The 21,745-nt window shown below is 49.2% G+C and carries 21 protein-coding genes and 2 pseudogenes; 14 read left to right on the top strand and 9 right to left on the bottom strand.

All coding sequences use genetic code 11. The annotated features are described in order from the left end of the window. Window positions 1-70 precede the first annotated feature (70 nt). From OGX96_RS07190 to OGX96_RS07180, 3 genes and pseudogenes are all read left to right on the top strand, one after another. Window positions 71-835: pseudogene (locus tag OGX96_RS07190) on the top strand (DUF2213 domain-containing protein); the annotation flags it as partial. After that, window positions 825-1,375, top strand: a pseudogene (locus OGX96_RS22590) (host specificity factor TipJ family phage tail protein); the annotation flags it as partial. The pseudogenes OGX96_RS07190 and OGX96_RS22590, both read left to right, overlap by 11 nt. A gap of 56 nt (window positions 1,376-1,431) precedes the next feature. Next, the gene (locus tag OGX96_RS07180; protein ID WP_172111212.1) at window positions 1,432-3,162 is read left to right on the top strand and encodes a tail fiber/spike domain-containing protein; all 1,731 of its coding nucleotides are present in this window, start codon (window positions 1,432-1,434) and stop codon (window positions 3,160-3,162) included. Between the two features lie 133 nt (window positions 3,163-3,295). Here OGX96_RS07180 and OGX96_RS07175 read toward each other — a convergent pair whose 3' ends face one another. The 3 genes from OGX96_RS07175 to yedE all read right to left on the bottom strand — a co-directional run bounded on the left by OGX96_RS07175 (window position 3,296) and on the right by yedE (window position 6,349). Beyond that, window positions 3,296-4,393 carry an acyltransferase family protein gene (locus OGX96_RS07175; RefSeq protein ID WP_172111210.1) on the bottom strand — a complete coding sequence of 366 codons (1,098 nt, stop codon included), beginning with the start codon at window positions 4,391-4,393 and terminating at the stop codon, window positions 3,296-3,298. Between the two features lie 520 nt (window positions 4,394-4,913). Further along, a complete protein-coding gene (gene yedF, locus OGX96_RS07165; RefSeq protein ID WP_000790504.1) occupies window positions 4,914-5,147 on the bottom strand; it encodes a sulfurtransferase-like selenium metabolism protein YedF in 234 nt (77 codons plus the stop codon). Then, entirely contained in the window at window positions 5,144-6,349 is a 1,206-nt protein-coding gene (gene yedE / locus OGX96_RS07160; RefSeq protein ID WP_032943831.1) for a selenium metabolism membrane protein YedE/FdhT, read from the bottom strand. Before yedE ends, yedF begins: the two co-directional genes overlap by 4 nt. Before the next feature lie 185 nt (window positions 6,350-6,534). On the opposite strand from yedE, the gene yedD reads away from it, so the two are divergent. Next, window positions 6,535-6,948 carry a lipoprotein YedD gene (yedD, locus tag OGX96_RS07155; protein ID WP_003030454.1) on the top strand — a complete coding sequence of 138 codons (414 nt, stop codon included), beginning with the start codon at window positions 6,535-6,537 and terminating at the stop codon, window positions 6,946-6,948. A gap of 40 nt (window positions 6,949-6,988) precedes the next feature. On the opposite strand, the gene amyA is transcribed toward yedD, so the two are convergent. The 4 genes from amyA to fliD form a co-directional block, all read right to left on the bottom strand. After that, a complete protein-coding gene (amyA, locus tag OGX96_RS07150) occupies window positions 6,989-8,476 on the bottom strand; it encodes an alpha-amylase (protein ID WP_198802503.1) in 1,488 nt (495 codons plus the stop codon). A gap of 68 nt (window positions 8,477-8,544) precedes the next feature. Then, entirely contained in the window at window positions 8,545-8,916 is a 372-nt protein-coding gene (gene fliT, locus OGX96_RS07145) for a flagella biosynthesis regulatory protein FliT (protein ID WP_008785101.1), read from the bottom strand. Continuing rightward, entirely contained in the window at window positions 8,916-9,323 is a 408-nt protein-coding gene (gene fliS / locus OGX96_RS07140; RefSeq protein ID WP_198802501.1) for a flagellar export chaperone FliS, read from the bottom strand. Before fliS ends, fliT begins: the two co-directional genes overlap by 1 nt. A gap of 15 nt (window positions 9,324-9,338) precedes the next feature. Then, window positions 9,339-10,742 carry a flagellar filament capping protein FliD gene (fliD, locus tag OGX96_RS07135; protein WP_198802499.1) on the bottom strand — a complete coding sequence of 468 codons (1,404 nt, stop codon included), beginning with the start codon at window positions 10,740-10,742 and terminating at the stop codon, window positions 9,339-9,341. Between the two features lie 255 nt (window positions 10,743-10,997). Here fliD and OGX96_RS07130 point away from each other — a divergent pair, with 255 nt between their 5' ends. The 8 genes from OGX96_RS07130 (at window position 10,998) to sdiA (ending at window position 18,512) form a co-directional block, all read left to right on the top strand. Beyond that, window positions 10,998-12,509, top strand: a complete 1,512-nt coding sequence (locus tag OGX96_RS07130; protein ID WP_198802497.1) for a FliC/FljB family flagellin — start codon at window positions 10,998-11,000, stop codon at window positions 12,507-12,509. A gap of 162 nt (window positions 12,510-12,671) precedes the next feature. Then, a complete protein-coding gene (gene fliA / locus OGX96_RS07125; RefSeq protein WP_016153479.1) occupies window positions 12,672-13,391 on the top strand; it encodes an RNA polymerase sigma factor FliA in 720 nt (239 codons plus the stop codon). Between the two features lie 57 nt (window positions 13,392-13,448). Then, window positions 13,449-14,000, top strand: coding sequence for a flagella biosynthesis regulatory protein FliZ (gene fliZ / locus OGX96_RS07120; RefSeq protein WP_003030467.1), 552 nt, complete (start codon window positions 13,449-13,451; stop codon window positions 13,998-14,000). A gap of 225 nt (window positions 14,001-14,225) precedes the next feature. Beyond that, a complete protein-coding gene (tcyJ, locus tag OGX96_RS07115; protein ID WP_003030469.1) occupies window positions 14,226-15,026 on the top strand; it encodes a cystine ABC transporter substrate-binding protein in 801 nt (266 codons plus the stop codon). A gap of 107 nt (window positions 15,027-15,133) precedes the next feature. Then, a complete protein-coding gene (gene dcyD / locus OGX96_RS07110) occupies window positions 15,134-16,120 on the top strand; it encodes a D-cysteine desulfhydrase (protein ID WP_286582574.1) in 987 nt (328 codons plus the stop codon). 21 nt (window positions 16,121-16,141) lie between these two features. Further along, the gene (gene tcyL, locus OGX96_RS07105) at window positions 16,142-16,810 is read left to right on the top strand and encodes a cystine ABC transporter permease (protein ID WP_003030474.1); all 669 of its coding nucleotides are present in this window, start codon (window positions 16,142-16,144) and stop codon (window positions 16,808-16,810) included. Beyond that, complete coding sequence (tcyN, locus tag OGX96_RS07100) at window positions 16,807-17,559, top strand: L-cystine ABC transporter ATP-binding protein TcyN (protein ID WP_003030477.1); 753 nt, start codon at window positions 16,807-16,809, stop codon at window positions 17,557-17,559. Before tcyL ends, tcyN begins: the two co-directional genes overlap by 4 nt. A gap of 230 nt (window positions 17,560-17,789) precedes the next feature. After that, the gene (gene sdiA / locus OGX96_RS07095; protein ID WP_008785095.1) at window positions 17,790-18,512 is read left to right on the top strand and encodes a quorum-sensing transcriptional regulator SdiA; all 723 of its coding nucleotides are present in this window, start codon (window positions 17,790-17,792) and stop codon (window positions 18,510-18,512) included. Between the two features lie 66 nt (window positions 18,513-18,578). Here sdiA and OGX96_RS07090 read toward each other — a convergent pair whose 3' ends face one another. Both OGX96_RS07090 and OGX96_RS22665 read right to left on the bottom strand, forming a co-directional pair. Then, window positions 18,579-18,803 (bottom strand): DUF2594 family protein, encoded by a 225-nt coding sequence (locus tag OGX96_RS07090; RefSeq protein WP_003030482.1) that lies wholly within the window; start codon window positions 18,801-18,803, stop codon window positions 18,579-18,581. Window positions 18,804-18,822: 19 nt separating this feature from the next. Further along, the gene (locus tag OGX96_RS22665; protein ID WP_420291770.1) at window positions 18,823-18,966 is read right to left on the bottom strand and encodes a hypothetical protein; all 144 of its coding nucleotides are present in this window, start codon (window positions 18,964-18,966) and stop codon (window positions 18,823-18,825) included. Window positions 18,967-19,262: 296 nt separating this feature from the next. Between OGX96_RS22665 and uvrY the strand changes: the two genes are divergently transcribed. Together uvrY and uvrC are read left to right on the top strand one after the other, a co-directional pair. Next, entirely contained in the window at window positions 19,263-19,919 is a 657-nt protein-coding gene (gene uvrY / locus OGX96_RS07085; protein WP_003834023.1) for a UvrY/SirA/GacA family response regulator transcription factor, read from the top strand. Continuing rightward, window positions 19,916-21,745, top strand: coding sequence for an excinuclease ABC subunit UvrC (gene uvrC / locus OGX96_RS07080; protein ID WP_286582572.1), 1,830 nt, complete (start codon window positions 19,916-19,918; stop codon window positions 21,743-21,745). Before uvrY ends, uvrC begins: the two co-directional genes overlap by 4 nt.

Here is a 21,745-nt window from a genome sequence, read left to right as displayed (position 1 = left end):
TCGTATTGTTATCGGCCCAGTAATTAACTGGGCTTTTTTATTGCCCGAAATCCACAAATGAGGACGCAACGTGAAGCTATCCAGCATCCACGTTAAATCCCTCGCCATCAATGCCTCCAACATCTCAACGACCACCATCAACGGTCAGGAACACTACGTCATTCGTGGTGCGGTCCCGATCGTCGATGACATCGTGATGAATGGCGGCCTGTACCCGGCGGAGGAGATTAACAACAGCTACCAGACGATGGAGCGCAAGTTAATGCCGATCGGCCACCCGATGGTGAACGGCAAATACGTTAGCGCCAACGACCCGCAGGCTGTCAACGATTACTACGCCGGGGCGTGGGCTCAGAACGTCAGCAAGGCCAACGACAAGGTCGTGATGGACGTTTACGTCAATAAGGCTGTGGCAGATACCAAACCTGACGGTAAGCGCCTTATTCAGCGCCTGGACGACATGATTAGCGGCAATAACGCCGAACCGATTCATGTTTCCACCGGTCTGCTGCTGAACAAAGAGCAAAAGGCAGGTGAGTCGAAGCAGAAGAAGTACTCCTGGGTCGCTCACAACATGCAGTTCGACCACATTGCGATCCTGCTCGACGAGCCCGGCGCCGGTACGCCGGATGAAGGCGTCGGCATGTTCGTCAACGCTGACGGGCAGGAGGCCGATGTTGAATCGACGAGCCTCATCGATGCCGCCAACAGCATGAAAGACGGCTGGTGGAACAAAGTGAAGTTCTTCATCAGCAACGCTTCAGAGATGTCATTTGACGATATCTACCAGGCGTTGCGCATGTCCATCAAGCAGGACGACAAAAAATGGCGCTATCGTCGAGCAGGAAGCGGAGAACCCAAACAAGCTTGAGATAGTAGGATTCCGTAACGAGTACCAGGCTCGGGAGAGGGCGTTACGAGAAACAAAGCGTCTGATTTACTCACGGGTGAAGATGAACGCCAAGGTGTTCGAGGATGGGATCATTCAGGTCGGCAGCGTTATTCAGATGCCGGACATCTACGACAGCAACCAGCAACAGGGGTACATCACCGGTCGCACCGGAAATAACTTCGATACGAGCGAACCAATCAAGTTTACCGGAACGATGTATGTTCTGGTGACAGTATGGGAAACCCGACACTACGTTATCCGGCAACGGCACGCAGCGACACTAAATACGGCTTCATTGCAGCAATACCCTCCATTCAGCTCAATATATGGAACGGAGACACCGTACAGCTCCCGTCGCGATATCTAATAGCCACTGTGGAGGAACTGGACAGCCAGCTGTGGACAGTCAACAGCATCAAACCCAACACAGATAACACTGTATCTCTGACCGTCGCAGAGTACAGCGACTCAGTCTACGAATAAGACCTTATCCAAATAACACAACCCGGCCACAGCGCCGGGTTTTTTATGGAAAAAATATGAGCACTACACCAACTAACCAGCCAGTTCCGAGCGAAAAACCGCAAGATCTGAAATTCAACGCCGGGAAAATTGATGAGTTTGTTACGTCAATGGCCCAGCAGTACATCGATCGTTTTGGGAATGCTCATTACACGATTGAAGGTCTTAAGCAGTTAACACTCCAGCAGATCTACAATCTCGGCTGGAATCTGGCGGGAACATTTCAGGGCGGTGGGACCGTTACTGCTGCTGGTGATGTACTGCAGGATACGTCGACAAATGTCTGGTACCGATGGGACGACCTGACAACATTGCCAAAAACGGTTCCGGCGGGCTCTACGCCAGAATCATCAGGTGGGACAGGTGAAGGAAAATGGCAGCCAGTAGATATCAGTGATGTCTTGAGAAAAGATTTAGCGGCAGGGACAGGCTCCCTTCTTGTAGGATACGATCTCAACCAGCCATCATCACAACTTACCAAGGTAGACAGAAAGCTCAGAAACTCTATCGATTTGGCTGCTGATTTTGTTCCTGGCGGGGTAATTACAGGTCAACCAGATCTGACTACAAACCTACAGGCTGCTATTGTGGCCGCGCACACTTTAGGAATTCCAGAGGTAACAGTCGTTGGTGATTTCTATATCTCAGATATGGTGTTGCTATATCCTGGTGTAACCATTGTTGGTGGGGGGTATGACAAAACATTTATCAGAGCCACTAACAGCTTTCCTGCTGGCGGAACAATGATCCGCGGCATACGCCCATCGGGATGGGGGCCGGGTGCTCACAATATGGGGATTCGTGATGTTTACCTGGTAGGGAGAAATGCAAAAGATATTAATGCTATTGATATCAATGATGCTTCTTACCCCAGATTTACCCGTGTCAGAATGAGCCTATTTAACAATGCACTATCCATTAATAAGTGGATTGATGATACTCGCGTAACTACCGATGGAGTCATCACATACCCTAACGCTGTTGATACATCTGCAGGAGGACAATGTTACTTCGGAATAGTAGAGCAATGTTATGCCGGTGACAGTGTTCGATGTGTTAATTTTAACGGATATGTAAACAGATGGACCTTTATAAGCAACACGTGGACAGCAAGCGATCTTGCTTACAATTTCAGTAACCCTCGCGGGGTGTATGAAACTAATACCTTCATGACCTGCAATATTGAAAGTGTTGGTAGTGCTTTTGAGTGGTTTTTCTCGATAAACTCTCCTTATCATAACGTTTGGATAAACACCAGTATTGATAACGGCAACCCAGCAATAACGTGTCAGGCAAAAGATGGAGGTCGTCAGACTTTTATTGGCCTTGCACTTTTTCCTTATGGGAACCCAAGTCTTGTTAACTGGATCAACGTGAATCCAAATGGTCATCGCAGTACTGTATTAGGTACTGACAACGGCGAAGACATTCCTGATAACCAACTGAAAACACAAGTAAGGGAAGAGTTTCACACTCTGGTTGGCGTGTTCAACAAGGTCTGGGGCAGTGCGACGATTAACACTACAGTTGTAGGAAGTGGCGGAACAGTTACAACATCAGTTTCTGTTCCTGGTTTGAAGAGTGGTAGCGCAGTTATGTGGAGCATGGGACATTTATATGCAGGGCTCATTGTTCAGGTTTCATCTGCTGCTAACTCTGCAAATGTACAGCTTGTTAATGTTGGCTCCACAGATATTGCTGTAAATACAACAATCGAGATAACTGGAATGAGCAAAAGTTTCTTATGATAAACCTTCCGTAAATTAAATGGCTTTATGAGGCAGTTGTTTAACAACATTCTCATAAAGCCAGAAAACCTATTCCTTTCTAATATTTTGATAAAATCCCTTCCATGGGCCTACTCACATATAATCTCACAAACTAAATTGCACTTGTGTTTTTTATCATGATGGTTTTAAGCATCATCCTAGCAAATCTCACGAAAAACACTTCTACTGTATAGTAGAGAATGGTTGAAATAAATATTGAAGCCAGCAATATTAGATATAAATTAGAAAAACCGTGAGCCTGAGAGTAGAGAGAACCAGGAATTATACCGGTTGGTAATATGTTCATAACAAGAGCATGCGTAAGATATAACGAATAAGAAATATTACCAAAATAGCTTAGTGTTGGTGAGTAGTTAACCTTGCATGTCTTCTCAAAAAGAACTAATGCCAATAACAGAATTGCCGCATATACACCACAACTTAAAGGACCGTGACCACCATTGTATCCAGTAACATAGAAATATGAAAATAAAGCTATGGCTATAATCGCAGCAATTCGTGTGTAGTTATTGCTTATATTTATTTTAGTTGAAGCATAAATTTTATAAATAACCATCCCAATAATAAATTCAAAGAACATGGGAGATGATAAAACTCTGGCCATTCCTAACCAAATGCTATGCTCTTGATTTGATGCAATAGTTATGCTTGAATAGCCACTAAAGTTAACACTTCCATTAAAATAAAGGTTTGTACCTAATACAATAGATGCAATTAATAACATGCAAATATACCCTCTATATTTCCATGATAAAGCCAAGGATATGTAGAAAAGCATATAGAAGATGATCTCAAACATCAATGTCCATGCTGTGAATATAATTGTATACCCAAACCAAGGAGCCTCTGAGAACAAGTCAAGATTTATGAATAACAAAGATTTTAGTAAGTTTACATCAAACGGTCTTCCCTGAAGGAATACCAAGGCAAATAAGCAGACCAAATAAACAGGGTAAATTCTAAACAATCTTTTAATTATGAATGAGAAAGACGACTTATCCTTCTCAGTTGATAGCATAATAACAAATCCGCTTATCATGAAAAATAAGTCAACACCAATATAACCATTCCCAAAAAGCAATTCACCTAGATTGCTTTGAGCATATACATTACTAATTTCGCCTCTTGCATGGTAAAGCACCACCAAAAGCGAGGCAATACCTCTCAAATACTGCAATGATAATAGCATGAGCATACTCTTAATGAGTTAAGATAAACCTTTATAATTTATCATGGATTGTAATTATGTGTCTATTAATTAATAATTTACAGCGATAAGTAAACTATCCATTAGGTGGTCAATTCACCTTCTCATCAATCCCGCCCGCCCACCACTGCATCATCTCCATGCGCGTATCAAGGTAAGCTGCGTGGTTGTAAACAGAGCGGGTCATGCTGAGTTCGATGATCGTCAGGTGATATGAGACAAAAATGGGACGCCAAGGCTTTTATATGCCTTTCGACCAATTTCTATCTTTTACTAAGATGGGACGTGTGATGGGGCATGGATGGGGCACAACGAAGCGCTCACTCTGAGGTGAACTTAGGCGATTGATGTTTTCGACGACTCTAACCATCTGTTATCTGATGCGCTCTTGGACGATCTTTGTCGTTTATGAAAAATACATGGTCATATGATGTCGATGCAGGTGTAGGGACAACGTGCAGATAATGTTTGCCGGATAAGCGCAGTGCCATCCGGCAACCAGTTACTTCTGAATCAAATAGCGGATCGTTGGACCATCCTGCTGAATATCCAGCACCGTATAGCCGTGATTACGCGCATCCAGTGGAATATTGTTGATTGACTGCGGGCAATCGCTCACCACTTCCAGAATTTCACCTTTCTTCAATTGCGGCATCGCTTCCAGCGTGGCTACAGCCGGATATGGACACGGTTCGCCGACCATATCGAGGCGATAATCAGGCACGATATTTTTCATACAGACTCCTTGGCAGGCGTCAGCCCTGCACGACGGAAGAAACGTTTTTCCCAGCCGATAATGAGCATCAGCGCGGCAAACAACAGCAGATAGGTCACCAGCAGACCGCCGAGCGGACCGAAGGTGTTGAGCAGATTCACTTTGTCCCAGTTGGTGGCAAGTGCGGGAGCAAAATCATCCCAGTAGTAGGCCAGAATGGTCGAGCCAATAACGTTGCCCAGACCAACCCACCAGTAATGCACCTGGCCTTCAACGGCGCGATACATCCAGCCGGTTTCACATCCGCCCGCTAAAACGATGCCAAAGCCGAACAGCAAGCCGCCAATCACCGCATTCGGACCCGCCCACATGATTTTAGGCTCGACGCCTAGTTGCACATAGCTAAAGATACCGATGGCGCTGACTGCCATCCCGAAGATAATCGCTTTTGCCATATGGGTGCGACCGGAAATCCACAGGTCGCGGAAGGCGGAGGTGAAGCAGATTTGCGCCCGTTCAATCAGCAGTCCGAACCCAACACCGAACAGCATCGCCAGACCGAGCTTGGGTTTATCCATCGCCGTGAGCAGCGCCCAGCCGATCATGGCGATAAACACCAGCATGCCCAGGCGGAAACGGCGACGGGCCTGATCCGGCTTTTGCGTTAACGGCGAAGCGGCGGAGACTTTCTGCATTTTGACCGGAATACGGAACATCGGCAGCAGGGTAAAGCGTGCGCCAAACCATGAGCCAATGGCCGTGGCCAGCGCAAAAAACCAGGCGTGTAGTGAGAACTGCGGAATGCCGGTGAAGAATGCGGCCAGGTTACAGCCCATTGCCAGCCGTGCGCCGAATCCGGCGATTGCCCCGCCGACTATCGCCTGCATAATGCGCACTCGACTGCGCGGCATGCGTAACTTGACGTTGTTGGCCCACAGTGCGGCAGCAAAACAGCCGCCGAACATACCGAGGATCATCATGCCGTCGATGCGGGTCAGGGGCGAGCCTTCGAGATGTATCAGCTTGTAGTATCCCCACTCTTCGGCGTGCACACCAAACAGTTGCAGGATTTGACCACCCCAGCGGGTGAATTCACCGGTAACGGCCCAGAAGGTTCCCGTAATGCCGAAATAGTAAGTAGAGAGAATACCCGCTGCGATGACCGCAGGGGCGGGGGCCCAAAATTTAATTAACCAGGCCTGTTTGAAGTGTTGCCATGACATGCGTTGTGCCTCTGAACTCAGAAGGTATGTAACAAGAAGTGTGGATACTACACCGTTCAGAATTTTTGACTATGAGTAATAAGAGGTAACACCGTCTGGATCAATCTTTCTCAACGCTGCCGAAAGGCTGGCGACATCAGGCCTTTAATGCCACAATCCCATTTTCTTCGCATGCAGGATGAATGATGAAAAAATTAGCAATCGTTGGTGTATTTCTGGCGCTTACCGGATGCGCCGAAGTAGAAAATTATAACGACGTGGTGAAAACGCCAGCGCCAGCCGGTCTGGAAGGATACTGGCAGTCAAAAGGTCCGCAACGCAGTCTGGTGAGTCCGGAAGCCATTGCCAGCCTGGTGATAACGAAAGAGGGCGATACGCTGGATTGTCGCCAGTGGCAGCGGGTGATCGCGTTGCCGGGGAAACTGACGATGCTCTCTGGCGATCTCACCAACGTGACGGTGAAACGCGAGCTGTACGAGATCGAGCGCGAAGGCAATACGCTGGAATATGACGGTATGACGCTGCAGCGGGTGGATCGCCCGACGCAGGAATGTGCTGACGCGTTAAAGAAAACGCCGCTGGCAACACCGCTGCCATAAGCCGTACGCCCCGGTAACCATCGGTCACCGGGGTTGAGCTTTACAACACGTCTTCAATCACCCACACGCTGACGCTCCCGCCGTTACAGAAAAACGTCGCTTCGCCGTTTTCATCGGTGATCACGCTTTCTTCACGATTTCCCAGATAGTCCCGCCAGGTTTTATTGCCATAATTGGCGCCGAGATTGATGGTCTTTTCTCCGTCATCGCCGTTAGACAGCACCACCACACAGCCGGGATCCTCATCCGTACCGCTGCGGCTAAAAGCGATACAGTTAGGGTGGTCAAAAAAGAGCGTCTGTACCCCATGCGCGAAGCGCTGGCGTGCGAGGATCAGTTCATCAAGTTGTTCAATGATCGGCATGTCGATAGGATAGGTTTCGCCATCGCCGCCGGTGTCTTCGTAATGCGCTCCGTAGAGGTCAGGGTAAAACACCGACGGCACGCCATTTTCGCGCAGCAGGATCAGTGCATAGGCCAGCGGCTTAAACCACGGTTCGACAGGGGCTTCGAGTGCCTGCAAGGGTTGGGTGTCGTGATTGGCCACCAGCGTGACGGCATGAAACGGATCTGCCTCCACTAACGTGTCGGTGAAAATCTGGCTCATGTCGTAATCGCGGCCCTGACGGGAGGCTTCATGGAATTTCATCTGCAAAGGGGCGTCGAACAGCATGGTTTTCCCCTCCACCTGATTTATGTAGGTTTGCAACTTATCGACTTCATGGGACCAGTATTCTGCCACAATAAACAGTGGCTTGGGGGCGACTTCCTGTACGTGCTCAATCCACTCTTTGTAAAACCATGCCGGAATATGTTTCACGGCATCTAAACGAAAGCCGTCACACTGGGTTTGCTCCATTACCCAACGCGCCCAGTATTTGAGCTCCTCAGTCACCGCGTGATTGCGAAAATCGATGTTTTCGCCCATCAAATAATCAAAATTACCCAACTCATCATCAACCTGATCGTTCCAGCCTTCGCCCGTGTAGTCGTTAACGATTTTAAAAATCCCGTCTTCGGTTGGGTTCTCGATATGGTCAATGCCGCTGAAGCATTTAAAATCCCAAATGAATTGCGAGTACTGGCCTGCGCGGGCAGGGAAGGTATAGCGCGTCCAGCCCTCACATTCGAGAATCTCATCATCTATTTGCGTACGATCTTCGGCGTTAACGCGCTGGACGCGGATCTTTTCTTTCTCATCTGCGCCCATTTTGTGGTTAACCACCACGTCGAGCAGCACGGCAATATCATTGTGCTTAAGCGCGTCTATCGCCGCCAGCAGCTGGTTTTTATCGCCGTATTTGGTGGCGACGGTTCCCTTTTGGTCGAATTCGCCCAGATCAAACAGATCGTAGGAGTCATAGCCAACGGAATAGCCGCCGGACGCGCCTTTATAGGCGGGGGGCAGCCATACCATATTGATGCCGATATCATTCAGTCCGCCTGCGCGTTCGGCAAGCTCGGGCCAGAGTTGACCGCCATCAGGGTAATACCAGTGGAAGTACTGCAATAACGTGGGATTTTTCATCTTCCGTGCTCCAGAAGTCGTTTGGCCGACCTCTGGAGTATGGAAGATAATTCAGACGAGACGGGAAATTATTGTGGCGAGGTGGGGGCGTCGGGTACCAGCAGCATGCCGGAAAGACGACCATAGGCGTTATTCAGCGTCTTTTGGCGTGTCGACTGGCCGATGAGGTTGCTGAGCTCATCCAGTCGCTGCTGCAACAACGTTTTGAGTAATTGTTCGTTATCCAGCGTTTGCTTAATATACCCGGCAACCAAGTCCTGAATACTTCGCGTAATGCCCGGTGGAGTTTGCTCTTCCATGACCACTTCAATACTTTGCAGATAGGTAACTTCCTGTTCCAGTAAAAGGTCCCATTCACCACGCTGCGCCAGTTCCAGCAGCGAGTGACTGAGTAGCGCGATGCGCTGCCAACGGTTGATAAACTCCACGGCTGAGGTCATTAACGAGACTCCTGGGACGACGCTTTCGATGAGATCTGTTTCCAGGCATCTGCAATGTTGCCGAGTAACTCTTCGACTTCTTCAATGGCCTGACAATCATTATTCAGATTTGCGTGCAATAAACGGCGAACCATGTAGTCGTACAACGAAGAAAGATGGGTGGCGATCTCTCCTCCTTTTTCGTGGTCCAGGCCCGCCTTCAGACCATTATCGATGATATTGATTGCCTTGCTTAATGCTTCACCTTTGGCAACGATATCACCCTGCTGCATAAACAGACGAGCGCGCACCAGGGCGCTATGTGCGCCATCAAACAACATTTCGATCAACTGATGCGGGTTGGCGCTCATCACGGCGCTTTCCACGCTGACCTGTGCATAGGCTTTGGTACCGCTCGCGGTATACATGTTTACCTCGTGTTATCAGGAATTATTCATCGCTGAAAATTGTTGGCCCAGATAGGTACTGGTGCTGTTCAGCTTACTCATCATGGAATCGAGTTGGGTAAACTGTGCTTTATAGCGAGCCACGACTTCATCAATGCTATTACTCACGGTCAGATACTGCTTAGTCAGCAGTTTCAGGTTGGCGTTAATATTGTCTTGTGCATTATCGATAATGCCGTCATCGGCCAGGTAGCTTTTTACTTCGGCGGCAATTTTAGTGGTAATACCGGTTGCTTTTCCGTCGCCAACCAGCAATTCGCGGGTGGCAGCGGTATTATCTTTCAGTGCCTTAGCAAGTTTTTCTTCATCAAGTTTTAGCTTACCGGTACCACCATCCTGCGTAATGCCGATCTCAGTCATGGTTTTAAACGGGGATTCGCTGCCACTGTTAGCAAATGGCGCACGAATGCCGTTTTGAATGGTACGGAGAACACTATCACCCAGTAACGCGCCGTTATCTGCGCTGGCTGCTTCACCCGGTTCAACTTCTTTATATTTAGTCAGTGTTCCAAAGGTATCAACCAGTGAGTTATAGGCTTCTACCCAAGCCTTAATCGCCGTAGTAGCCTTTTCATCACTTTTCTTGACTGTGATGGAGGCGTCTTTTATTTCTTTAGTCAGTTCAAGCGTGATGCCTTGTGGTGCATCGGTTACCGTATTGCTTTGGCGTTCAATATCGATACCATTAACGGTCAAATGCGCATTTTGTGCACCGACCAGCTGTTTCATTTTCCCGCTGCCAGCTTTGCTGTCATAGGACAGTAAATCGCTCAGTTTTGTGTCATTTGACACCGAGATGGTCATTTCACTTTCAGTACCGCTTTCTGCGGTTAACACCAATTGGTAGTCGTCTTCTTTTACTTTCACTAGGCTGGCGGAAATACCGCTGTCCGCATCATTTATGGCATCGCGAATATCTTCCAGTGAGGTTTCGCCTTTGCCTAATTTAATTTCCAGCGGTTCTTTGCGGCCCGGCTGCGAAATCGTAATAGTGCGTTCATCAACGCTGGTATCACCCAACTGTTCTTTAGTCGAGGTAATTTTCGCTGTAGTCGATAGTGACTGGGCCTGCGCCAGTTGGGTGACGCTGACGGTGTATTTCCCTGGAGCGGCGCCCGCGGTGGTACTGACTTTTAAATCTTCTGTGCTGCTGGTGGCAGTGGAACTTTTAAACAGATCGGCATTGTTCAGTGCGGTATTCGCTGTCTGAAATTTTTCTAATGCACTTTTCAGCGTGCCATACGCAGTCAGACGCGAGGTGTTAGCGCTCTGCTGTTGGGTAATCGGCGTTAAACGCTTTTTCTCAGCAGTGGTTAAGTTTGTCAGCAACGTATCCAGTGGTAAGTTCGAACCAACGCCCAGTGATGTAAATGAAGGCATGCCTAATTCCTTGTGATTGCAAACAGTAGTTAAGCGGGTTATCGGCAATCTGCGTGCAAAGTTTAATAATAGTTTTGTAAAAATAATGCGCAGAATAGTGACATATAAAGAGGGTATTTCACGGGCTAAGAAAAAAGAGGGCGGAAAGTAAAAATTCTCTAAAGTTCGAAATTAAGGTGCCGATACATGGGTTACGGTGAGAAACCGTGGGCAACAGCCCAATAACATCAAGTTGTAATTGATAAGGAAAAGATCATGGCACAAGTCATCAATACAAACAGCCTGTCGCTGTTGACCCAGAATAACCTGAACAAATCTCAGTCTTCTCTGAGCTCCGCTATCGAGCGTCTGTCTTCCGGTCTGCGTATCAACAGCGCGAAAGACGATGCTGCAGGTCAGGCGATTGCAAACCGTTTCACATCTAATATTAAAGGTCTGACTCAGGCGTCCCGTAACGCCAACGATGGTATCTCCATCGCGCAGACCACTGAAGGTTCTCTGTCTGAAATCAACAACAACCTGCAGCGTGTTCGTGAGCTGGCGGTTCAGTCTTCTACCGGTACCAACTCCCAGTCTGACCTCGACTCCATCCAGGCTGAAATCACTCAGCGTCTGAACGAAATCGACCGCGTATCCGGTCAGACCCAGTTCAACGGCGTGAAAGTATTGGCGAAAGACAACACCCTGACCATCCAGGTTGGTGCTAACGATGGCGAAACCATCGATATCAACCTGAAAGAAATTAATGCCAAAACGTTAGGCCTGGATTCTCTGAACGTACAGAAAGGCTACGATGTGAAAGCTACAGCTGTGACCACTGGTACAACGAAAAGCTATGTTGATACTGCAACGGATATCAAGACACTTGCTCCGGCTGCAATTAAAACAGCTCTTGGTGATCCAAAGGATCCAGTTGGTGATACTTATGCTGCTACTATAACGTTCAAAGATGGTCAATATTATGCTGACGTTACTGGTGACTCAGAAACTGGCGGTACCACTAAAAATGGTAAATATGCAGTTACCGTTGATGACAGCGGTAATGTGACATTAGCTGGTGGTGCAGCAAAAGTTACAGGTGTTACCGGTGATGCCACCGCAACAAAAGTTAAACAGGAGCAAATTGGTACCCCAGTAACTGTATCTGCTGCTGAACTTAAACCTCTGACTGATGCAGGCATTGATACTACAGGTGCTAAACTAGTCAAAATGTCTTATACCGATTCAAATAATAAGACTATTGATGGTGGCTATGCGTTAGAAGTCGGTGGAAAAAGATACGCAGCAAATTACACCGATAATAAAGTAGAACTTAAGACGACTTCTTATACTGATGCTTCTGGTAAAACTGCAACAGCAGTCAATCAACTGGGTGGTGTTGACGGTAAAACTGAGCTGGTAGAAATTGCCGGTAAAACCTACACGGCTGCTAAAGCAAAAGGTCACAACTTCCAGGCAGAACCTAAACTGTCTGAAGCAGCTACTGCAACTACCGACAGCCCGCTGGCTAAAATCGACGCGGCGCTGGCGAAAGTTGCTGACCTGCGTTCCGACCTGGGTGCAGTACAGAACCGTTTCAACTCTACCATCACTAACCTGGGTAACACTGTAAACAACCTGTCTGAAGCCCGTAGCCGTATCGAAGATGCTGACTACGCGACCGAAGTGTCCAACATGTCTCGTGCAAACATTCTGCAACAGGCGGGTACTTCTGTTCTGGCGCAGGCTAACCAGACCACGCAGAACGTTCTGTCTCTGCTGCGTTAATTTACGCTTATCGCGCAAACCCCGCTCCGGCGGGGTTTTTTACATTTAGCTTTACCCGTAACCCCCAAATAACCCCCCATTTCACCCACTATTCACCCGATTAAAACCCCTGCAGAAACGGATAATCATGCCGATAACTCATTTAACGCAGGGCTGTTTATCGTGAATTCACTGTATACCGCTGAAGGTGTAATGGATAAACACTCGCTGTGGCAGCGTTATGTACCGTTGGTGCGTCACGAAGCATTGCGCCTTCAGGTGCGTTTGCCGGCGAGCGTAGAACTGGATGACCTGCTACAAGCGGGCGGCATCGGGTTATTGAATGCCGTTGACCGATATGACGCTTTGCAAGGAACGGCATTTACCACTTACGCAGTGCAGCGTATTCGTGGAGCAATGCTGGACGAACTACGTAGCCGGGATTGGGTGCCGCGTAGCGTTCGGCGCAATGCTCGCGAAGTGGCACAGGCGATGGGACAACTGGAGCAGGAATTAGGGCGCAACGCGACGGAAACCGAAGTGGCGGAGCGTCTGGCTATTCCTGTGCAAGAGTATCGTCAGATGTTGCTCGATACCAATAACAGCCAACTCTTCTCATATGACGAGTGGCGGGAAGAGCATGGCGATAGTATTGAGCTGGTGACGGAAGAACATCAGCAGGAAAACCCGTTACAACAGCTACTTGAGGGTAACCTCCGCCAGCGCGTGATGGACGCGATCGAGGCGTTGCCGGAGCGCGAAAAGCTGGTGTTAACGCTGTACTACCAGGAAGAGCTGAATCTGAAAGAGATTGGTGCGGTACTGGAAGTCGGGGAGTCACGGGTCAGCCAGTTGCACAGTCAGGCCATCAAACGTCTACGCACCAAGCTGGGTAAGCTATAGGGGTACATTATTACCCCTGAACAATGCCGCATTACGAATTGACTACCAGGAGTTCTCATGACGGTGCAGCAATCAAAAAGACGGCCTCTAAGCCGCTACCTCAAAGATTTCAAACACAGCCAGACGCATTGCGCCCATTGCTTTAAGTTGCTCGACCGGATCACGCTGGTTCGTCGCGGGCAAATTGTGAATAAAATCGCCATCGCTCGACTGGACACTTTGTTGGATGAAGCCGAGTGGGAGCAGGAGAAAAAAGAGTGGGTGGCGCTGTGTCGTTTTTGCGGTGATTTGCATTGCAAAGAGCAGAGCGACTTTTTCGACATTATTGGATTTAAACAATTTTTGTTTGAGCAAACCGAAATGAGTCACGGCACGGTACGTGAATACGTTGTCCGTCTGCGTCGCCTCGGGAATCATCTGACCGAACAAAATATCTCTCATGACCTGCTGCAGGAAGGGTTCCTCGACGAAAACCTTGCCCCGTGGCTGCCGGAAACCAGCACCAACAATTACCGCATCGCCTTGCGTAAGTATGAGCAGTTCAAAGCCCATACCCATATGGGACATATGCAGAAATCCTCCTGGACAGCCAGTTCTGATATATATTAAAAACGAATAAGGTGTAACAGAGTCGTGTTTGTGGATCACGACAAACGCTCTACACTACAGTCATATACACGTCATCCTTCAAGCTGTCTCTGCGTTGGCTGCGCTCATTCACCCCAGTCACTTACTTTAGTAAGCTCCTGGGGATTTACTCGCTTGCCGCCTTGATACAACTCGAATGATTTTGTGAATAAATAGCAGTCACTAATGACAATATTCGGGGTAACTATGAAATTAGCACTTCTGGGACGTCAGGCTCTGATGGGTGTAATGGCTGTTGCACTTGTCGCTGGAATGAGCGTAAAGACTTATGCAGATGAAGGTCTGTTAAATAAAGTTAAAGAGCGCGGCACGCTGCTGGTGGGCCTGGAAGGGACCTATCCCCCGTTTAGTTTTCAGGGCGATGACGGCAAGCTGACCGGTTTCGAAGTGGAGTTTGCTGAGGAACTGGCCAAGCACCTTGGGGTGAAAGCTAACCTGAAGCCGACCAAGTGGGACGGTATGCTGGCCTCTCTTGATTCCAAGCGCATTGACGTGGTCATCAACCAGGTGACCATCTCTGACGAACGTAAGAAAAAATACGATTTCTCTACCCCGTATACGGTTTCTGGTATTCAGGCGCTGGTTAAGAAAGGTAATGAAGGCGTTATTAAGACCGCTGCCGATCTGAAAGGTAAAAAAGTCGGCGTTGGTCTGGGCACCAACTATGAAGAGTGGCTGCGCCAGAACGTGCAGGGCGTGGATATTCGTACCTATGATGATGACCCGACCAAATACCAGGATCTGCGTGTAGGTCGTATCGACGCCATTCTGGTTGACCGTCTGGCGGCGCTGGATCTGGTCAAGAAAACCAAGGATACGCTGGCTGTAACCGGTGAAGCATTCTCCCGCCAGGAGTCCGGCGTGGCACTGCGCAAAGGCAATGAAGATCTGCTGAAAGCGGTTGATGCGGCCATTGCTGAAATGCAGAAAGACGGTACGCTGAAAGCCCTGTCTGAAAAATGGTTTGGAGCGGATGTGACGAAATAATCAGCATCCGATGAAAAAAGGCGCCTTTAACAGCGCCTTTTTTTATTTCATTGCGCCTGAGCGTGCATAATAAAAAGAACATCACAACAACGAATACCGGAGGCTGTATGCCGCTGCATAACTTAACGCGCTTTCCACGTCTGGAATTTATTGGCGCGCCAACGCCGCTCGAATATCTTCCACGCTTCTCCGACTACCTCGGGCGCGATATTTTCATCAAACGCGATGACGTCACGCCGATGGCTATGGGCGGCAATAAGCTGCGTAAGCTGGAATTCCTGGCCGCAGACGCACTGCGTGAAGGTGCAGATACGCTGATAACCGCGGGTGCCATCCAGTCTAACCATGTTCGCCAGACGGCGGCGGTAGCGGCAAAGCTTGGCCTGCACTGCGTGGCGCTGTTGGAAAATCCGATTGGCACTACTGCGGAAAACTATCTCACCAACGGCAACCGTCTGCTGCTGGACCTGTTTAATACGCAGATCGAAATGTGCGATGCGCTGACCGACCCGAATGCGCAGCTTCAGGAACTGGCGACGCGCATTGAAGCGCAGGGGTTCCGCCCGTATGTGATCCCCGTTGGTGGTTCTAACGCCCTGGGCGCATTGGGGTATGTGGAAAGCGCGCTGGAAATTGCCCAGCAGTGTGAAGGGGCCGTTGCGCTTTCTTCCGTTGTGGTGGCATCGGGCAGTGCGGGAACGCACGCCGGGCTGGCCGTGGGCCTGGAACAACTGATGCCAGACGTCGAGCTCATCGGCGTGACCGTCTCGCGCAGCTTCGCCGATCAAAAGCCCAAAGTTGTAATGTTGCAGCAGGATATTGCCCGCGAACTGGAACTGACGGCCTCGGCGGATATCCTGTTATGGGACGATTATTTTGCGCCGGGCTACGGTACGCCAAACGAAGAAGGCATGGAGGCGGTAAAACTGCTGGCGCGCCTGGAAGGCATTTTGTTGGATCCGGTGTATACCGGTAAGGCGATGGCAGGTTTGATTGACGGTATCAGCCAGAAACGCTTCAAAGACGAAGGGCCAATCCTCTTTATTCATACCGGTGGGGCACCTGCACTGTTTGCCTACCATCCTCACGTGTAACAACCAGGTCGAAAAACGCTAATGCATGAAAGTATCCAACTGGTAATTGATTCTCTGCCGTATCTGCTCAAAGGCGCGGTTTTTACGCTGCAACTGAGTATCGGCGGGATGTTTTTTGGCCTCGTGCTGGGGTTTATCCTGGCGTTGATGCGTCTGTCGCCGCTGCTGCCTGTGCGCTGGCTGGCGCGTTTTTATATCTCTATTTTTCGCGGAACACCGCTGATTGCTCAGCTGTTTATGATCTATTACGGTCTGCCGCAGTTTGGTATTGAGCTTGATCCCATCCCGGCAGCGATGATTGGCTTGTCGCTGAATACGGCAGCCTATGCTGCGGAAACCCTGCGTGCGGCAATCTCCTCCATCGACAAAGGTCAGTGGGAAGCAGGGGCCAGTATTGGCATGACGCGCTGGCAGACCATGCGCCGTGCGATCCTGCCGCAGGCGGCACGCGTTGCGCTACCGCCGCTGAGCAACAGCTTTATCAGTCTGGTGAAAGATACCTCTTTGGCCGCCACTATCCAGGTACCGGAACTGTTCCGTCAGGCGCAGCTGATTACCTCGCGTACGCTGGAAGTCTTTACGATGTATCTGGCGGCCTCGTTGATTTACTGGGTGATGGCGACGGTGCTTTCTGCGCTGCAAAACTATTTTGAAGAACAACTGAACCGCCAGGAGAGAGAGCCGAAATGAGTGCTATCGAAGTCAGAAACCTGGTCAAAAAATTTCATGGGCAAACGGTGCTGCATGGGATCGATCTTGACGTCAAACCTGGTGAAGTAGTAGCGATTATCGGGCCGAGCGGATCGGGCAAAACCACGCTGCTGCGTAGCATTAATTTGCTGGAGCAACCGGAGGCGGGCACTATTAAAGTGGGTGAGATTACCATTGATACCGCGCGTTCGTTGACCCAGCAGAAAGGGCTGATTCGTCAGTTACGTCAGCACGTCGGTTTTGTGTTCCAGAACTTTAATTTGTTCCCGCATCGGACGGTGCTGGAAAACATTATTGAAGGGCCGGTGATAGTCAAAGGTGAACCAAAAGCTGAAGCGACAGCTCGTGCGCGTGAATTGCTGGCGAAAGTCGGGTTGGCGGGCAAAGAAACCAGCTATCCGCGGCGTTTATCGGGCGGACAGCAGCAGCGCGTAGCGATTGCCCGAGCGCTGGCGATGCGACCTGAGGTTATTCTTTTTGATGAACCGACCTCCGCACTTGATCCTGAACTGGTTGGCGAGGTACTTAATACCATCCGCCAGTTGGCGCAGGAAAAACGCACCATGGTAATTGTGACGCATGAAATGAGCTTTGCTCGCGATGTTGCCGATAGAGCGATATTTATGGATCAAGGACGGATAGTGGAGCAGGGACCAGCAAAATCCTTATTCACGCATCCGCAGCAGCCGCGTACCCGCCAGTTTCTTGAGAAGTTTTTGATGCAATAAATAGTGCATATAGCACTCGTCGGAATTGTTTCTGGCGAGTGCTGTTCGCATAACTATTTATAATTATTGCTTTATTATTAACGCTTGAATCTGTTACTTCCTTCCACTGCTGAGTAATACTCAAGTAATTCTTCATTTGTCCGATAATTTGCATATATAAAATACATTTATGTGTTAGCTTGTTTCATATGTTTGGATGATTATCAATCTCAGGGGCATTACCACTTAGTATGCAGGATCATGATTTCTTCACCTGGCGACGGAGCATGCTGTTACGCTTTCAGGAAATGGCGACGGCAGAGGATGTCTATACGGAATTACAACAACAGACGCAGCACTTAGAGTTCGATTTTTACGCGCTCTGTGTTCGTCATCCGGTACCTTTTACCCGACCTAAAACGTCTCTTCATACGACCTATCCCAAAGCATGGGTGGCGCATTATCAGTCCGAAAATTATTTCGCCATTGATCCGGTGCTGAAACCTGAAAACTTCAGTCAGGGGCATTTACCCTGGAACGATACTCTGTTTCGCGATGCGCAACCTTTGTGGGACGCCGCACGCAATCACGGTTTACGCAAAGGGATGACGCAATGCTTAATGTTGCCTAATCGGGCGTTGGGTTTTTTATCGGTATCGCGTGCAAGTATCCGTAACAGTCGCCTTGCGAGCGATGAAGTGGAGCTCAGGATGCAGCTTCTGGTGCGGGAAAGCCTGTCTGTACTGACGCGGCTGGAAGATGACATGGTTATGGCGCCAGAAATGCGCTTTAGCAAGCGGGAAAAGGAAATATTGAAATGGACGGCGGAGGGGAAGACCTCTTCAGAGATAGCCATCATTCTGTCTATTTCTGAAAATACCGTAAACTTCCACCAGAAGAATATGCAAAAGAAATTCAATGCACCAAACAAAACGCAGATAGCCTGTTATGCCGCGGCAACCGGGCTTATCTGAGTAAATTATCGTTCTGAGTGTCAGACGCAAAACCGGCTGAGAGCATTGCTATCAGCCGGTTTCTTTTTACTGGCGGTAAGCTTGTTTAATTTGCTTAACCGTGTTGGAAAATACCGCCGCCTGTGATTGATCTTCAATCAGCGCGAGCTGTTTTTCCATTTTAAGAATCACGCGGCCTGCATCGGCTTGACCCATTGCCTGCAGCATCAGCGTTAACATGGCTTTCAGGCAGGTGACTTCATTGGCCAGTTCCTGGTTATTCTCAGCAGTGGAAAAGTCAGGCGTACTCATTTATTTTCCTCGTTATGTTTCAATGAAAAAGTGCGATGTTAAATCTTAAGGCGGCGGAGTATACCATAAGCGAGGCTAAAAATATCTGTGGTTGTTTTTTGCGCGGACCAATGTTGTGGACATTAAAATAAACAACATGTTGCAGTGCATATATTTTCTCCACATGTTGTTTATTTCGAGTATTTTCCTCGTTAATTATTGTTACAACTTTGACTACCTATTTTGCATTCAGCGAGGGAATATGAATTTTTTGTCACTATTCTGAAACAGCTATGCAGATATAACCGTGGCAGAAGGCTGTCAGGACTGAAAGTTTCCACTCGTCGTACAATCTAATTTCCAAAAACGAGAGCAAAATCGAAAGTCGGGCGTTTTTTACATTTCAAAGTTGAGATAAAACCCGTTAACATAGGGCCGATTAGCTATCGGTAGCGTTATCCCTATTCTGGAGATATTCCTTTGATCAACGTTTTTCTTGTTGATGACCACGAACTGGTGCGCGCAGGGATACGACGCATTCTGGAAGATATAAAAGGCATAAAAGTTGTCGGCGAAGCGTGCTGCGGTGAAGATGCGGTAAAATGGTGCCGCTCAAATTCCGTTGACGTTGTGCTGATGGATATGAATATGCCCGGTATTGGCGGTCTGGAAGCAACCCGCAAAATTGCGCGTTCCACGGCAGACATTAAAGTGATCATGCTGACGGTACACACCGAAAACCCATTACCTGCAAAAGTTATGCAGGCAGGGGCCGCAGGGTATCTCAGCAAAGGCGCCGCCCCCCAGGAAGTAGTGAGTGCCATTCGTTCGGTTTTTTCCGGGCAGCGTTATATTGCCTCCGATATCGCTCAGCAAATGGCGCTCAGCCAGATTGAGCCTGAGAAAACGGAAACCCCGTTTGCCAGTTTGTCTGAACGCGAGTTGCAGATTATGCTGATGATCACCAAAGGTCAGAAGGTCAATGAGATCTCAGAACAGCTGAATCTTAGTCCTAAAACGGTGAACAGCTATCGCTATCGAATGTTCAGTAAATTAAACATTCACGGCGATGTAGAGCTGACTCACCTGGCAATTCGCCATGGCCTGTGTAATGCGGAGACATTAACAAGCCAGTGACCGAGTTTGATGCCAAAGCGTTCCTGAAAACCGTGACCAGTCAGCCCGGCGTCTATCGTATGTATGATACCGCCGGGACGGTTATCTATGTCGGGAAAGCGAAAGACCTGAAAAAAAGGCTTTCCAGCTACTTCCGTAGTAATCTTGCGTCACGCAAGACCGAAGCGCTGGTCGCGCAAATCCAGCAGATTGATGTCACGGTAACGCACACTGAAACCGAAGCGTTATTGCTTGAGCACAACTACATCAAGCTGTATCAGCCGCGCTATAACGTATTGCTGCGCGATGATAAATCCTACCCTTTTATATTCCTTAGCGGCGATACCCACCCGCGCCTGGCGATGCATCGCGGGGCAAAGCATGCCAAAGGCGAGTACTTTGGACCGTTCCCTAACGGTTATGCGGTGCGTGAAACGCTGGCGCTGTTGCAGAAAATATTCCCTATCCGCCAGTGCGAAAACAGCGTTTATCGCAACCGTTCTCGACCTTGTCTGCAATATCAGATTGGCCGCTGTCTCGGTCCGTGTGTCGCGGGTCTGGTGAGTGAGGAAGAGTATGCTCAGCAGGTCGAGTATGTTCGTCTGTTCCTGTCCGGAAAAGACGATCAGGTATTAACGCAGCTGATCACCCGCATGGAAAAGGCCAGCCAAAATCTCGAGTTTGAAGAGGCTGCGCGCATTCGTGACCAAATCCAGGCCGTACGCCGCGTGACAGAAAAACAGTTTGTCTCTAATACCGGAGACGATCTGGACGTCATTGGCGTGGCGTTTGACGCCGGTATGGCCTGTGTGCACGTTCTGTTTATTCGCCAGGGTAAAGTGCTGGGCAGCCGCAGCTATTTCCCGAAAGTACCCGGTGGTACGGAACTCGGCGAGGTCGTCGAAACCTTTGTCGGGCAGTTTTATCTGCAGGGGAGCCAGATGCGTACCTTACCCGGGGAGATCCTGCTCGATTTTAATCTTAGCGATAAAACCCTGCTGGCAGACTCTCTGTCTGAACTGGCCGGCAGGAAGATTAACGTGCAGACGAAACCGCGAGGGGATCGCGCACGTTATCTCAAGCTGGCGCGGACCAACGCGGCAGTGGCGCTCACCACAAAACTTTCTCAGCAGTCGACGATTACGCAACGTCTGACGGCGCTGGCATCGGTGTTGAAGTTACCTGCGGTGAAGCGTATGGAATGCTTCGACATCAGCCATACGATGGGTGAACAGACGGTAGCTTCCTGCGTGGTCTTTGATGCCAATGGCCCGCTGCGCGCAGAGTATCGCCGCTACAACATTACCGGCATTACGCCGGGTGATGATTATGCGGCGATGAATCAGGTTTTGCGTCGGCGTTATGGTAAGGCGATTGAAGAAAGTAAGATTCCGGACGTCATATTGATCGACGGCGGTAAAGGTCAGTTAGGGCAGGCGAAAGCCGTTTTTGCTGAGCTGGATGTTCCCTGGGACAAACAGCACCCACTCTTGCTGGGGGTGGCAAAAGGGGCCGATCGTAAAGCAGGCCTGGAAACGCTGTTCTTTGAGCCGGAAGGTGAGGGCTTTAGCCTGCCGCCGGATTCGCCTGCATTGCACGTTATCCAGCATATCCGCGATGAATCTCACGATCATGCGATTAGCGGGCATCGTAAAAAGCGGGCGAAAGTGAAAAGCACCAGCACGCTTGAGACCATCGAAGGTGTCGGGCCAAAGCGTCGCCAGATGTTGTTGAAATATATGGGAGGTTTGCAAGGCCTTCGTAACGCAAGTATCGAAGAAATTGCAAAAGTGCCGGGTATTTCGCAAGCTCTGGCAGAAAAGATCTTCTACTCGTTGAAACATTAG

Source organism: Citrobacter sp. Cpo100, from assembly GCF_030332595.1.
Classification (GTDB): Bacteria; Pseudomonadota; Gammaproteobacteria; order Enterobacterales; family Enterobacteriaceae; genus Citrobacter; species Citrobacter portucalensis.
This window is presented reverse-complemented; position numbering and strand designations above follow the sequence as displayed.